Annotated in this window: 12 protein-coding genes; 6 read left to right on the forward strand and 6 right to left on the reverse strand. The window is 71.5% G+C overall.

Going from position 1 to position 13511, the window contains the following annotated elements; all coding sequences use genetic code 11:
• Nucleotides 1-1692, reverse strand: a complete 1692-nt coding sequence (locus ACWCQS_RS27985) for a class I adenylate-forming enzyme family protein (protein ID WP_451007012.1) — start codon at nucleotides 1690-1692, stop codon at nucleotides 1-3.
• Nucleotides 1689-2462 carry an SDR family oxidoreductase gene (locus tag ACWCQS_RS27990; protein ID WP_451007013.1) on the reverse strand — a complete coding sequence of 258 codons (774 nt, stop codon included), beginning with the start codon at nucleotides 2460-2462 and terminating at the stop codon, nucleotides 1689-1691. Before ACWCQS_RS27990 ends, ACWCQS_RS27985 begins: the two co-directional genes overlap by 4 nt.
• 104 nt (nucleotides 2463-2566) lie before the next feature.
• Here ACWCQS_RS27990 and ACWCQS_RS27995 point away from each other — a divergent pair, with 104 nt between their 5' ends.
• The gene (locus ACWCQS_RS27995; RefSeq protein ID WP_451007014.1) at nucleotides 2567-3787 is read left to right on the forward strand and encodes an exo-beta-N-acetylmuramidase NamZ family protein; all 1221 of its coding nucleotides are present in this window, start codon (nucleotides 2567-2569) and stop codon (nucleotides 3785-3787) included.
• Between the two features lie 93 nt (nucleotides 3788-3880).
• Complete coding sequence (locus tag ACWCQS_RS28000; RefSeq protein ID WP_451007015.1) at nucleotides 3881-5182, forward strand: serine-threonine protein kinase; 1302 nt, start codon at nucleotides 3881-3883, stop codon at nucleotides 5180-5182.
• 242 nt (nucleotides 5183-5424) lie between these two features.
• Here the strand turns inward: ACWCQS_RS28000 and ACWCQS_RS28005 are convergent, their stop codons facing one another.
• Nucleotides 5425-8211 (reverse strand): penicillin acylase family protein, encoded by a 2787-nt coding sequence (locus ACWCQS_RS28005; RefSeq protein ID WP_451007016.1) that lies wholly within the window; start codon nucleotides 8209-8211, stop codon nucleotides 5425-5427.
• A 220-nt stretch (nucleotides 8212-8431) separates the two neighbouring features.
• On the opposite strand from ACWCQS_RS28005, the gene ACWCQS_RS28010 reads away from it, so the two are divergent.
• Both ACWCQS_RS28010 and ACWCQS_RS28015 read left to right on the forward strand, forming a co-directional pair.
• Nucleotides 8432-9034, forward strand: coding sequence for a hypothetical protein (locus ACWCQS_RS28010; RefSeq protein ID WP_451007017.1), 603 nt, complete (start codon nucleotides 8432-8434; stop codon nucleotides 9032-9034).
• Nucleotides 9035-9145: 111 nt separating this feature from the next.
• Complete coding sequence (locus ACWCQS_RS28015; RefSeq protein ID WP_451007018.1) at nucleotides 9146-9874, forward strand: 3-keto-5-aminohexanoate cleavage protein; 729 nt, start codon at nucleotides 9146-9148, stop codon at nucleotides 9872-9874.
• On the opposite strand, the gene ACWCQS_RS28020 is transcribed toward ACWCQS_RS28015, so the two are convergent.
• On the reverse strand, nucleotides 9820-10554 hold the full coding sequence (locus tag ACWCQS_RS28020) for a hypothetical protein (protein ID WP_451007019.1): 735 nt from the start codon (nucleotides 10552-10554) through the stop codon (nucleotides 9820-9822). The two genes, ACWCQS_RS28015 and ACWCQS_RS28020, sit on opposite strands and share 55 nt — an antisense overlap.
• A 151-nt stretch (nucleotides 10555-10705) precedes the next feature.
• On the opposite strand from ACWCQS_RS28020, the gene ACWCQS_RS28025 reads away from it, so the two are divergent.
• Nucleotides 10706-11773 carry an RNA ligase (ATP) gene (locus ACWCQS_RS28025; protein ID WP_451007020.1) on the forward strand — a complete coding sequence of 356 codons (1068 nt, stop codon included), beginning with the start codon at nucleotides 10706-10708 and terminating at the stop codon, nucleotides 11771-11773.
• A gap of 34 nt (nucleotides 11774-11807) precedes the next feature.
• Here the strand turns inward: ACWCQS_RS28025 and soxR are convergent, their stop codons facing one another.
• Nucleotides 11808-12266: a redox-sensitive transcriptional activator SoxR gene (gene soxR, locus ACWCQS_RS28030; protein ID WP_451007021.1), complete on the reverse strand. Its 459-nt coding sequence runs from the start codon at nucleotides 12264-12266 to the stop codon at nucleotides 11808-11810.
• A 127-nt stretch (nucleotides 12267-12393) separates the two neighbouring features.
• Here soxR and ACWCQS_RS28035 point away from each other — a divergent pair, with 127 nt between their 5' ends.
• Complete coding sequence (locus ACWCQS_RS28035) at nucleotides 12394-12855, forward strand: MaoC family dehydratase (protein ID WP_450982358.1); 462 nt, start codon at nucleotides 12394-12396, stop codon at nucleotides 12853-12855.
• Nucleotides 12856-12868: 13 nt separating this feature from the next.
• On the opposite strand, the gene ACWCQS_RS28040 is transcribed toward ACWCQS_RS28035, so the two are convergent.
• Nucleotides 12869-13492, reverse strand: coding sequence for a TetR/AcrR family transcriptional regulator (locus ACWCQS_RS28040; protein WP_451007022.1), 624 nt, complete (start codon nucleotides 13490-13492; stop codon nucleotides 12869-12871).
• Nucleotides 13493-13511: the final 19 nt, after the last annotated feature.

The following is a 13511-nucleotide window of genomic DNA, read 5'->3' on the forward strand; positions in this document are numbered from 1 at the left end:
TTACCGAATGTCCTGCGCGAGGTCCTGCACGAGGTCCTGCGCGCGGGAACGCAGTTCCCGCCGGAGGATCTTCCCACTCGCCGTCTTGGGCAGGTCGGGCAGGATCTCCACCTGACGCGGGTATTTGTAGGCGGCCAGTCTCTCCTTGCAGTACACCGCGAGTTCATCCGGGGCCGCCTCCGCGCCCGGACGCAGGCTGATGTACGCCTTCACGGTCTCGCCACGGTAGCCGTCGGGGACACCGACGACGGCCGCCTCGCGCACCGCCGGGTGGGTGTACAGCACGTCCTCGACCTCGCGGGGCCACACCTTGAAGCCGGACGCGTTGATCATGTCCTTCTTGCGGTCGACGACATAGAGCCAGCCCTGGGCGTCCATGAAACCGATGTCGCCGGTGCGCAGCTCGCCGTCCGGGAAGGACTCGGCGGTGGCGTCCGGGCGCCGCCAGTAGCCGGGAACGACCTGGGGCCCGCGGACGACGATCTCGCCCTGCGCCCCGAAGGGCACCTCCTCGCCCTGCTCGTCCACGATCCTGACGACCGTGTCGGCGCCGGGCAGGCCCACCGACAGCGTCCCGGAGACGGGGTCCACGGGCGCCTCCAGGCCGGGCGGGACCGAGGCGCAGGGGGCGGTGCACTCGGTGAGTCCGTAGCCGACCCGGATGTACGGCCCGAAGCGCTCGCGGAAGCTCTCCACCAGGGCGGGGGGTACGGGCGCGCCGCCGGAGGACATGTTCACGAAGGAGGCGAAGTGCTCGCGGGTGGCGTCCGGGTGGGCGGCGAGCGCCATGTAGGCGGTGGAGGGGCCGACCGTGTAGTGCGGGCCGTGCTCGGCGAAGGCCTCCAGGACGAGTCCGGGCTCGAAGCGGTAGGTGAGCACGAGGGTGCCGGCGCTGTTCAGGCAGGCGCCGAACTGGCACACCATACCGGTGATGTGGAACAGCGGCGCGAGCGCGTAGTAGACGGGCGGCTCGGGCAGCGCGAGCCCGGTCCGCTGCCGCTCGGCGTTGTGCATGATGTTGCCGTGCGTGTTGGTGGCGCCCTTGGGGGTGCCGCTGGTGCCGGAGGTGTAGCTGATCAGCGCGATGTCGTCCGGGCGCGGGTCACGGCCCTCGGGCGCCTTGCCGCCCTGCCGGGCGACGGCCACGAGGTCGTCGGCGTCCGGCGCCTTTGGCAGCCGCTCGAAGCCGAGCACGCGCGCGTCGTTGCGAGTTTGGAAGTCCAACTCGCTCGCGGTGAGCACGACCCGCACCGGCGAGTCGGCCGCCGTCTGCCTGAGGTACGACTCCCAGGCCCGCTCGGAGCAGATCAGCGCGGCGACATCTCCGTCCCGCAGGATGTGCCCCATCTCGGCCGACTTGTACATGGGGTTGACCGGGACGACGGTCGCGCCGGCCTTCCAGGCGCCGAGGACGGCGAGCACGAAGTGCGGGGAGTTCTGCAGCAGCACCGCCACCCGGTCCCCGCGCTCCAGCCCCCGCGCGGCGAGGTGGGCGGCGACGGAGTCGCTCAGCTCGTCCACCTCGCGGTAGCTCAGCCGGGCGTCGAAGTAGGCGAGGAACGCGCGCTCGGGCGCCTCGGCCACGGCCGCCCGCAGGGCGTGCACCAGCGAGTCCGCGGGGTCGATCGGGGCACGCTGGGCGTCGTCGAGCAGGGCCAGCCAGGGCCGTGCGGCGTACCGCGAGGTGCTCACCGCGCCTCCTCCCACTTGCGCTGGAGGTGGTTCATGCCGCTCAGCCAGCGGTCCGGATCGCCGGCCCGCGCCTGGTAGTACCCGGCCACCTCGGGGTGCGGCAGGATCAGGAAGCGGTCCTCGGCGATGCCCCGGAACAGGGCGTCGGCGACGGCCTCCGGTGCGATCGCGGTCGGCTGCAGCACCAGGTCCCCGGCACTGCCGGTGGCGGCCAGCATGTCCGTGCGCACGCCCTGCGGGCAGATCGCGTGCACCTTCAGGCCCCGGTGGCGGTACGTCAGGGACAGCCACTCGGCGAAGGCGTAGGCGCCGTGCTTGGTGACGCTGTAGGAGGGCGCGCCGATCATGGTGAGCAGCCCGGCGGCGGACACGGTGGACACGAACCGCCCGGCACCCCGCTCCAGCCAGGAGGGCAGCAGCTCGTGGGCGGCGCGGACGTGCGCCATCACATTGACGTCCCAGGCGACCGCCCAGGACCGTTCGTCGAGCGGCCCGCCCGCGTCGCCGTCCTCGAAGGCGACCCCGGCGTTCGCGCAGTAGACGTCGATGGTGCCGCCGAGTGCGTCACGGGCGTCGCCGACGATCGCGGAGGCGTCGCCCGGCACGGCGATCCCGCCGATCTCCGCGGCCACCGCCTTGGCCTTCTCGCCGTCGAGGTCGTTCACGACGACCCGGGCCCCCTCGGCGGCGAACCGCCGGGCCAACGCGGCTCCGATCCCCCCGCCGGCCCCGGTGACGACCACTCCCGCATCCTGCACGGCTTCCACCATCGGTCTCCTTCGACACGACTCAGCGCGGCGCGCATCGGCTCTGGCCGGGTCAGACTAACCGGTCGGTATGTGTGAAGGAAGGGCCACCGCACCAACCTCTAGCCATGCATCTGTCTCGACGGAACCTCCTCGCATCGGCCTCGTTGGCGGCCCTGCCGGCCGCCCCCGGACACCGCGAAGAACTGCGCACCGGCTTCGAGAGACTCGCCGCCGACGGTTACTCCCTGTTGAAGGGCCGGCGCGTCGGCGTCGTCACCAACCCCACCGGCGTCACCCGTGACGTCCGGCACATCGTCGACGTCATGCACGCCGACCCCCGGGTGAACCTGACGGCCGTCTTCGGCCCGGAGCACGGTTTCCGGGGCACCGCACAGGCCGGCGGCTCCGAGGGCCGCTACGACGACCCGGCGACCGGACTGCCCGTCTACGACACATACCTGAAGAGCGGACAGCAGCTCGCCGACATCTTCACCGCCTCCGGCGTCGACACGGTCGTCTTCGACATCCAGGACGTCGGCGCCCGCTTCTACACGTACATCTGGACGCTCTACGACTGCATGGAGGCCGCGCAGCTCGCCGGCAAGCGGTTCGTCGTCCTGGACCGGCCCAATCCGGTGACCGGCCGTGAGGCCCAAGGCCCGGTCCTGCACAAGGAGTTCGCCACGTTCGTCGGCCGGCAGCCGATCGCGCAGGCGCACGGGATGACCGTCGCGGAGCTGGCGCGGCTGTTCAACGGGGAGTTCCTGAGCAAGCCCGTACCGCTGGACACCGTGCTGATGACGGGCTGGAGGCGGACGCAGTTCTACGACGCCTCGGGGCTGCCCTGGGTGCCGCCGAGCCCGAACATGCCGACCCCGGACACCGCTCTCGTCTACTCCGGCACCTGTCTGTTCGAGGGCACCAACGTCTCGGAGGGCCGGGGCACGACCAGGCCGTTCGAGCTGCTCGGCGCCGAGGGCGCCGATGGCCGCTGGGCCGCCGCCGTGAACGAACTGGCGCTGCCCGGCGTGCGGTTCAGGGAGGCCTACTTCGCGCCCACCTTCTCCAAGTTCCAGGGCAAGACGGTCGGCGGGGTGCAGATCCATGTGGACGACCGGGCCGCCTACGATCCGGTCCGCACCGGGACCGCGCTGCTTGTCACCGTCAGGAAGGTCTGGGACGGCTTCGCGTGGCGGTCGGACGACTGGATCGACAAGCTCACCGGCTCCACCCGGGTGCGCACGATGATCGACGCGGGGGCGGGCACCGACGAGGTGACCGGTGCCTGGCAGGAGGAGCTGGCCGCGTTCCGGCGGGTTCGAAAGGAATATCTCCTCTACAGGTGAGGCGCGGTGTATGGCCAACCTTGCCCCGGAGCAGGACGATGCGTCCGCAGCACAGCGTTACGCATCGTTTCCGGCGGGACGAGGGAGCCTGGCATGGCGGATCCCGGGATGAGCGTGACTCCCTACTGGGAGCTGACCTTCGACGCGGACGGGGACGTGGACGGTCCCGAACGCGACGATCTGATGACGCAGGTCACGGCGCACGGCGTCCGTGACCTGCTCGTCTTCGCACATGGCTGGAACAACGACCGCTCGGGTGCGACCGCCCTGTACCGGAGCTTCTACGCACCGGTCCCGGCGCTCGCGCCACGGGCCCGGCTCGGGTACGTCGGCGTGATCTGGCCGTCGATGCGGTTCAGCGACGAGCCGATCCCGGACTTCCCGAAGTCGGTGGCGGCGGTGGCGGCGGAACCGGCACCGGGTCCGGCGCTCGACAAGGACACCCGGCGCGCCCTGCTGGAGACCTTCCCGGGGCGGGCCCCGGTGATCGACCAGCTGGCGCGGATGCTGGACGAACGGCCGGGCGGCGCCGGTCATCTGGCCGAGTTCGGGCGGCTGGTGCGGCTGCTGGTGGACGACGGGCGGCGGCTGGGCGTGGCCGACACCGACGAGGAGGGCGAGCCGACGGTGTTCACCGAGGACCCGGCGACCGCCTGCGACGAGTTCGCCGAGGCGCTCGCCGCCGTCCGGTCGCCCGGCGCACCGGCCGGGTTCAGCATCCCGAACCCCTGGGAGGGCGCCAAGGAACTGCTGCGGCAGGCTACGTACTTCACGATGAAACGGCGGGCCGGGACGGTCGGCGAGCACGGGCTCGGGCCGGTGATCGGCCAGTTGGCGCAGGCGGCGGCCGCGGTGCGGGTGCATCTGATCGGCCACAGCTTCGGCGGGCGGCTGGTGTCGTTCGCGCTGCGCGGGCTGCCGGACGGGGTGGACACGGTGAAGTCCGTGACCCTCCTCCAGGGTGCCTTCTCCCACTACGCGTTCGCGGACCGGCTGCCGCAGGACCCGGCCAAGGCGGGGGCGCTCAAGGACCGGCAGCGGCGGATCGACGGCCCGCTGGTGTGCTGCTACTCGCACTTCGACGCGGCGCTCGGCACGTTCTATCCGCTGGCCTCCCGGCTGTCCGGGGACGACCGCTCGTGTGCGGGCAGCGCGATCGCGGCCGTGCTGGGGCCTGAGTGGGGCGCCATGGGGCACGACGGGGTGCAGGCGGTGCCGGGCACCGCCCGGCTGGACCTCGCGACGGCCCTCGCCGGACCGCTGCCCGCGTCGGGGTGCGTGAACGTCGACGCCGCCGCGGTCGTCTGCCACGGCGGCCCGCCGTCCGGGGCGCACAGCGACATCGTCCACCCCGAACTGGCCCGGCTGGTGCTGGCGGCGGCCCGCGTCATCTGACCCGCCGCCAACGGTCGTTGGCCCACTGATGTTTGCCAACGACCGATGGCCTACTGGTGTTGGCCAACGACCGTGGGCTGCCAGCGGCGGCCAACAAGCGTTGACCTGACGGGCGACGGCCCACCGGTGTTGACCCACCGGCCTTGGCAAACCCGCGTTGGCCCACCGGCGTTGGCCCACCGGCGTTGGCCCACCGGCGTTGGCCAACAGCTGTTTGCCGACGCCGGTTTGCCACCACTTGGTCACCGATGCGACGTGTACTCCACCACCTGCTGGAACGTCGGCCGGTTCTGCCAGCTGATCTTGCCGTGCTTGATGCCGCCCAGGGTGCGCTGGACGATCGAGTCGGCACACCACTGATCGCCGGCCGAGCACTGGTCGTCGCCCGGGTAGACCTGGGCCGCGGTCATCTGGGCCGCCTGGTCGAGGGTGCTGATCAGGGCGTCCCGGCAGGCGCTGAGGCTGCCCCCGCCGCAGTACTTCTCGGCGAGCCCGCCCTGCACGTTCTCCCCCAGCACCGCCCGGATGTCCTTGTCGACATAGCTCCACCAGCCGTACTGGAAGGAGCTGCCGGCATGCGAACCGGTCGGGCCGTGGCCGGCGGACGGGGCCTCGTCGATCGGCAGGTCGTTGGTGAAGGCCGTGTACAGGTCACTGCCGAGGCCCGGTTCGAACTCCGCCTTGACCAGCAGCGGCCACCAGGCGTCCAGGATGCGGATCGCGTCGGCGTCGGCGTACGCCTTCGAACCGCCGGAGGTCTCCGTGCGCCTGGCGCCCTTGTCCACCCACGCCTGCAGCTTGCTCACCGCCACGGCGGCCGTGGAGTCGGTCACCGCCGAGGAGTCGATCACCTTGAGCAGCTTCGGCAGCACGTCCTCGGCGCGCAGGTCGGAGAGGGCCGCGTCCGCCATGGCCTGCACCAGCTTGGTGCGGGTCACCCCGCCGGCCGCGACCAGCCTCTTCACCCGGTCCTGGAGCAGGTTGCCGCGGTGCACGGAGCCGTCGCCCCAGGACGCGGTCGTGTAGTCCTTGGCCTGCTTGTTGTTCCAGGAGATGTAGTAGTCCTGGTCGATGGAGTTGGGATGGGCCGAGGCCGGGGTGTAGTCGGCGGTGTTGGTGGCCGGGTCCCAGTTCTGCCACTCGTACGCCGGCTGCGCCCAGACCGGGAACTCGGCGTCGACGCCGGCCGCCCGGACCGGGTTGTCGCCGCTGTTGTAGTACGCGGTGTGCTGGGAGTCGGCGTAGAACCAGTTGAAGGTGTAGTTGATGTGCTGCGCCGCGCTCTGGAAGTCCTTCGGGCCCTTGACGTAGTCGGGGTCGTTCAGCATCTGGAAGCCGATGATCGAGTCGGCCTCGTGCAGATACGAGGAGCGCAGCGTGGTGTAGGCGACCTTCTTGCCGCCGACCGTCGCGCGGTACTCCACCGGACCGTACTTCGTCCGCCACACCCGCATGGTGTACGACCCCGCCGGTGTGCTGTCGGCCGTGGTCGGCGACCAGGAGTTCTTCTGCTCGACCTCGTCCATGGCCGTGCAGGTGCCGTGGTACAGGTAGTGGTGGTCGTCCTGGCACAGCTCGACGGCGTAGGTGTCGATGATGTCCTGGCCGGAGGTGGTGGCGCTCCAGGAGTAGTCCTGGCCGCGGCCGAGTTCGACGTACATGCTCAGACCCGCGAAGGAGGCCCCGCGGGCACTGATGCCCGGTCCCTGGATCTCCTGGAGCATGAGCAGCTGCGGGGCGAAGTAGCCGGTCTGGGGTCCGAAGACGGCGATCGGATGGCCGCTGGCGGTGTACTTGCCGCTGACCACGAGCGCGTTGGACATCCCGCGCTTGGCGGAACCGAGCGTGGTCCTGGCGGCCGTGGCCGAGGTGCTCTTGGCCGCCGCGGTGGCCGCGCTGCCCGTACGGTCGTAGACCAGCGGTTCCTGGGTGACCGAGCCGGCGTCCGGGAGGGCCTCGCCCTTGGCGTCGGCGGGCTTGCCGCCGTACGGGAAGCTCGTGCCGTCATGGACGGTCAGGGCGGCCTCGGGGTCGTTGCGCTCGCGGAAGGACTCCCAGACCTTGGTGCCCTCCTCGACGCCGTACTTCTGCTGGGCCGCGAGCAGGGAGAGGGCGTTGCCGACCTCGCCACCGCCGCCGGAGCCGAACAGCGAGCCGATCACGGAGGCCAGTGCCACGAGGTCGGTGACCTTGAAGTGATCGATGGTGCCGGCGTTGGTGATCGGGTCCTTGTGGCCGGTGAGGTCGTACTCGCCGGGGAAGTAGCGGCCGCTGTCGGAGGCGTCGATGTAGGCGTTGACGCCGTCGAGATAGGCGTTGACGTCGGCGAGGGCCTGTCGGCCGCGGGCGCCGTTCTTCGCGACGGCGTTGTCGATCTGCGCCTGCAGGTCGGCCTCGGTGTAGGGCGCGTTGCGGTAGAACTGCTGCTCCAGGCCCTGGTTGGCGGCCGCGCCGCCGGCGAAGGAGGTCAGCTGGCCGCGGCCGACGTGCCGGAAGACGTCCATCAGCCACAGCCGGTCCTCGGCCGCCGCGAAGCCGGCGCCGTACTCGGTGCCGTAGCGGGTCGTGCCTGTGATGTGCGGCACACCGGTCTTCTTGTCCCGGACGATCGTCACGTCGCCGCGTCCGCCCGGCTTCTCGGTGGAGGCGACCTGGTCGGACGGGACGCCGAAGGAGGCGTCGTTGAAGAAGTTGTTGATCGTGGAGTCGGTCAGGCCCGAGTAGCCGGTCGCCAGGTTCGCGTACGGGCCGAGCTGGTCCTCGGCGTGCGAGGGCTGGGTGCCGAAGGCCTGGTTGAGCAGGATCTGGGCGAGCGTGGCGTTGCCGTTCTCACCGGGCGGCAGGATGTCCGAGCACTGGCCGCCGCAGTAGTCGTTCGAGGCGGTGGCGGTCGCGGCGCCCGCCGTCTGGGTGAGGGGGGAGAGAAGTCCGGCGACGAGAACGCATATCGACGCCGTCTTCAGGAACCCGGAGAAGCGGCGGGACGTTCTCAGTCTGTCAAGGGTGATACGTGGGGTTCGCCGTGGCATGGCAGCTCCTAGCGACAGGGGTGGCCGAAGGTTACCGCCGGTATCCCCAGCTTTAAAGATGAACATGCGTCAGTTTCCGGAGTCCGCAAGGAGAACGCATGAGAAGACCACGAGAAGAGATGGAGCCGAATCGCCTGTCGATACGTCTATTCGGCGACGTCCGTGCGACGACGCCGAAGTGACCGAAGTACAGGTGCAGGTGTGACGGAGGTGCAGGGCGATGGCCGGTTTCCGAAGTCTGGCGAGACAGGTACGCGATCCGGACTGCGATCTGGCACTGCGGCGCTACTCACTGCGCAAGTGCCTTGAGAAGTTCGCCCCTTACGGGCATCGGGCGACCTGGGACCATCTGTGCTCCCGGGCGGGCTTCGGCCCCGAGGACCGCTCCCCCGACCCGGCGCGGCTCGTGGCCGCACTGGAGGAGCTGGAGGAGGCGCGGTCCGTCTGGCTCGCCTATGAGACCGACTTCACCGAGCGGCGCAGGAAGGAGAAGCACGACGGGCTGCGCCGGCCGGGCAGCGTGGACGACTGGCACCGGCTGACCTGGGGAGGGTTCGGGGTCGCCTGGTGCGACGACCCGCGGGTCCACCCCGACGAGCCGCTGGCCGAGGTGCTGCGCCGGCTGATCGCCGCCCTGCAGCGGGAACCGGGCTCGGGCTGCCCGGTGTGCGGTGGGCACCGCCTGGTCTGGCGATACGGCCTGGACCACGAGCCGTCGTCCGGCCCGGTCTGCACGGACTGCGGCATCCTGGTGCCGCGTCCGGTACTGACGCCGCAGGCACTGGAGTTCGCGAGGCGGGGGCGGCTGCTGATGTCGGCCTGAGCAGCGAGGTACCAACGGGGGGCATGTCCGGGGGGTGCGTTGGGGGATGCCGCGCCCCCTCTGTGCGGTGGCCGGGGGCCGTTGTCGGTGGTGGCTGGCACCATCGACAGCATGGTGCAGGTGTGTCTCAATGGAAGCCGTTCGGCCGCCGACGGCGCGGGGCTGCCGATGTCGCCCGAGGAGATGGCCCGTTCCGCGGCGCAGGCCGTGGCGGTCGGGGCCACCTCGGTCCACGTTCATCCGAAGACGCCGTGCGGACACGACAGCCTCTCGCCGCGCGTCCTCGCCCCGACCCTGGAGGCGATACGGGCGCGGGTGCCGGTGCCGGTCGGGGTGACCACCGGTGCCTGGGCGGAGCCCGATCCGGCAGAAAGGCTCGCACGGGTGCGCAGCTGGTCCGTGCTGCCCGACTTCGCCTCGGTCAACTGGCATGAGCCGGGCGCCGAAGCGGTCGCCGAACAGCTCATCGCCATGGGCGTGGGCATCGAGGCCGGCATCTGGTCCGGCACCGACGGCGCGGCCCGGTTCGCGGCCTCGCCCCTCGGCCCGCGGGTGCTGCGCGTGCTCGCGGAGGTGACCGACCCGGACCCGGCTACCGCGGAGGCCTCGGCGCCGGCCCTGCTGGCCGAGCTGGACTCCACCCACGGCCGCCCGGTGCTGCTGCACGGCGAGGAGGGCGGCACCTGGCCGGTGCTGCGGCTGGCCGGTCGCCTGGGCCTGGCCACCCGGATCGGCCTGGAGGACACGCTGTTCCTGCCGGACGGCACACGGGCGGCGGGGAATGCTCAGCTGGTCGCGGAGGGGCTGGTCCAGTACGGGTCGTTCCAGCGCTCGTCGTAGGGCAGGCCCACGAGCCGGGCACGGGTCGCCAGATCCGGCTCGCCCCGGGCCCGCAACCGCTCGGGGGCGTGCCGGGCGAGCCAGGACCGCAGTTCGGCGACAGCGGCGGCCTCGTCCTCCGGCTCCCACCAGGTGAACGGCCAGTCGTCGCTGACCAGGTCGTACAGCCAGGAGCGGGCGCAACCGACGAGGTGGGCGTCGGCAACGGGACCGGTCGGCCACCGGTCGAGCAGCGGGGTGATCGTGCGCAGGATCGAGGCGCAGGTCTCGAAGACGTGCTCGGGGCTGTACGGCGGCTCGGGCGCCGCGAGCACGTCCTCCCACCAGGCGGGCACGAACGCCTCGACGGCCGAGGCCTGCTCGGCCGGCCAGGATCGCCAGTCCACCCGGCTCAGCCCGTGCGGAGCCCAGCCGACGTCGTCCAGGGTGCCGTCCGCCATCGCGTGCGCGCACTGGGGCAGCAGGCGCCGCATGACGGCGGCGTGGTCCTCGAAGTGGTCGGGCACCTTGCGGACGAAGCGGCTCAGCAGGTCGGGCGGGAGACGGGTGTACGGCGTGCGCAGGTACGCCGTCTCCTCCGGCGCGAAGCAGCGCTCGCAGCCGGTCTCCGTGGGGCTGGAGAAGCCGTTGAAGACGGCGTCGATGTCCGCGAGCGCGGCGGCAAGGGCGGGCGTGGGCAAGGGAGTCGGGCCCCGTTCGGTACTCCGTGCGCGGCCCCGGGGCCGCCCGAAGGGGCCGACGCTATCAGCCGTAAATCGGCTCGCTCCACCCGATTCCCGTCCGGACAGTGGAGCCGATGAAACCGAACCCATGAACAACACGGGGAGTCCCATGTCCACGCTGCGGGTCACCGCCGAAGTGCTGACCGTCCACGAGCATCCGAACGCCGACGCGCTGGAGTTGGCCCAGGTGGGTCTGTACCGGGCCGTCGTCGCCAAGGGCGCGTACCGTACCGGTGAGGCCGCCGTCTACATCCCCGAGCAGTCCGTGCTCCCGCCCGACCTGATCGAGGAGCTGGGACTGACCGGACGGCTCGCGGGCGGCGAGGCGAACAGGGTCAAGGCGGTACGGCTGCGCGGCGAGCTGTCGCAGGGCATCGTGTGCCGGCCGAAGGCGCTGGCGGACGTGGACCTGGCGCGGGCGGCGGCCGAGGGGACGGACTTCGCCGAGCGGCTGGGTATCGCCAAGTGGGTGCCGCCGATCCCGCCGACCATGAGCGGCGAGGTGGAGTCCGCTCCCGACCTGCTGCCGTGGGTCGACATCGAGAACATCCAGCGTTACCCCGACATCTTCACCCCGGGCGAGCCCGTCGTCCTGACGGAGAAGCTCCACGGCTCGGCCTGCCTGCTGACGTACGTCGCCGGCGAGGATCGGGTGTACGTCTCCTCCAAGGGCTTCGGCGCCAGGTCGCTGGCCCTGAAGGAGGATCCGCGGAACCTGTACTGGCGGGCGATCCGGGGCCACGGGGTCGCCGAGGCGGCGGCCCGGCTGGCCGAGCGGCTCGGCGCGCGCCGGGTCGGCATCTTCGGGGAGGTGTACGGCGCGGGGGTGCAGGACCTGTCGTACGGCGCGGACGGACGCCGGGAGACGCTGGGATACGCGGCGTTCGACGTCTCGGCGGACGTGGACGGCACTGTGCGCTGGCTGGACGCGGCGGAGTTGCTGGAGGGGGAACTGCCGGTGGTGCCCCGGCTGTACGCGGGGCCGTACGACATCGAGCGGGTGCTGGAGTTCGCGAGCGGACGGGAGACGGTGTCCGGACGGGGGCTGCATCTGCGGGAGGGCGTGGTGATACGGCCGGCCGTGGAGCGGTACAGCACGGTGACCGGGGGGCGGGCGATCGCGAAGGCGGTGAGCCCGGCGTACCTGACGCGCAAGGGCGGCACCGAGTACGAGTGACCGGTCGCCCGGCGCGGTGGCCGGGCGCCGGATCTCACCGCCCCTCCGCGAACAGCCGCGACCCCGTGAGCCGGTCGCCGAACACGTCGTCCGGGTTGGACAGGACACAGTTCTCCAGGGACAGACACCCGCACCCGATGCAGTCGGCCAGGTGGTCGCGCAGACGGTTGAGCTGCTTGATGCGTTCTTCGAGCTCCGACCGCCACTTCTCCGACAGTCGCGCCCAGTCCTCCCGGGTCGGTGTCCGTTCCTCGGGAAGCTCGGCCAGGGCGTCCCGGATCGTGGCCAGCGGGATGCCGACCCGCTGTGCCGCCCGTACGAAGGCGACCCGGCGCAGGGTGTCGCGGCTGTACCGGCGCTGGTTGCCGGGCGTGCGGCGGCTGCTGATCAGGCCCTTGGACTCGTAGAAGTGCAGCGCGGAGACGGCGGCGCCGCTGCGCGCTGACAACTGGCCGACGGTCAGCTCGTGGATCTTCTCGGGGATCTGGGGCACCCCTCAGAGCCTAGTCGCCCGGCGCCGGTCACGGTCCGTTGACAGGCGCCCCTCGCCCGACCATGCTAAGCAGTTGCTTAGAGGCGCGAGAGAGACGCGACCGAGACGCGAGCGAGAGGCCGGGAACATGGCAGAACCGAGGACCTTCACCTCCCCCGACGAGCTGAAGGCGGCCGTGGGCGAGCAGCTGGGCTACACCGACTGGCTGGAGGTCGACCAGAAGCGCATCGACCTGTTCGCCGAGGCCACCGGCGACCACCAGTGGATCCACGTGGACCCGGAGAAGGCAGCCGCGGGGCCCTTCGGGACGACCATCGCGCACGGCTATCTCACCCTCTCGCTGCTCCCGCTCTTCGGCCCGCAGCTGATCCGGGTCGAGGGCGTGAAGATGGGCGTGAACTACGGCACCAACAAGGTCCGCTTCCCCTCCCCCGTCCCCGTCGGCTCCCGGCTGCGCGCCACCGCGACGATCAGCGGCGTCGAGGACGTCGCCGGCGGCGTCCAGGTGACGGTGGCCTTCACCGTGGAGCGCGAGGGCGGGGACAAGCCGGTGTGCGTCGCGGAGTCGGTGGCCCGGTACTACCTGTGACCCGGTGGGCGCCCTACCTGGCACCCACCATCCGGAGCACGAGGTCGGCGTAGAGCGCGCCGACCTCGTCGGGGGTGAACGGGCCGTCCACGTTGAACCAGCGGGCCACGTCGATGCACAGCGACAGCACGGCGAGCGTGGTCCCCTTGACGTCGAGCACGTCGAACTCGCCCGAGGTCACGCCGTCCTCGATGATCCCGCGCACCTCGGCGTCGACCTGGTGGCGCAGCGCGACGATCTCGGCGCGGGCCTCGGGGCCGAGGGCGTCGAGTTCGTACTGCACGACCCGGGCGGTGGTGCGCCGCCCCGCGTGCCAGCGGACGAAGGAGCTGACCGCGTCGGCCAGCCGCTCGGTCGCGGTGCCCTCCCGCCGCGCGGCCGTGCGCAGGATGTCGAGGGCCTTGTCGTGACCGATGCGGCTGATCCGGTGGAGCAGCTCTTCCTTGGTCTTGTAGTGGATGTAGAGCGCGGCCGGGCTCATGCCGGCCCGGCCCGCGATGTCCCGGGTGGTCGTCGCGTGGTAGCCGCGCTCGGCGAAGGCCTCCACGGCAGCGACGAGCAGCCGCCGGGCCGCGTCCGGGGTGACCTCTTCCCACGGCTCCACTTCGCCGCCGGTCGTCTCCTCCGCCGTACTCATCGCTCGCTCGCCCCTCTCG

The sequence above is a fragment of the Streptomyces sp. NPDC002076 genome, from assembly GCF_053593835.1.

Bases quoted from the DNA above. Each gene is read 5' to 3' on its own strand.
- ACWCQS_RS28025 (WP_451007020.1), top strand. From the start codon at position 10,706: ATGTCCACGCTGCGGGTCACCGCCGAAGTGCTGACCGTCCACGAGCAT.
- ACWCQS_RS28000 (WP_451007015.1), top strand. From the start codon at position 3,881: ATGGCGGATCCCGGGATGAGCGTGACTCCCTACTGGGAGCTGACCTTC.
- ACWCQS_RS28005 (WP_451007016.1), bottom strand. From the start codon at position 8,211: ATGCCACGGCGAACCCCACGTATCACCCTTGACAGACTGAGAACGTCC.
- ACWCQS_RS28040 (WP_451007022.1), bottom strand. From the start codon at position 13,492: ATGAGTACGGCGGAGGAGACGACCGGCGGCGAAGTGGAGCCGTGGGAA.
- ACWCQS_RS27990 (WP_451007013.1), bottom strand. From the start codon at position 2,462: ATGGTGGAAGCCGTGCAGGATGCGGGAGTGGTCGTCACCGGGGCCGGC.
- ACWCQS_RS28035 (WP_450982358.1), top strand. From the start codon at position 12,394: ATGGCAGAACCGAGGACCTTCACCTCCCCCGACGAGCTGAAGGCGGCC.
- ACWCQS_RS28010 (WP_451007017.1), top strand. From the start codon at position 8,432: ATGGCCGGTTTCCGAAGTCTGGCGAGACAGGTACGCGATCCGGACTGC.
- ACWCQS_RS27995 (WP_451007014.1), top strand. From the start codon at position 2,567: ATGCATCTGTCTCGACGGAACCTCCTCGCATCGGCCTCGTTGGCGGCC.
- ACWCQS_RS28015 (WP_451007018.1), top strand. From the start codon at position 9,146: ATGGTGCAGGTGTGTCTCAATGGAAGCCGTTCGGCCGCCGACGGCGCG.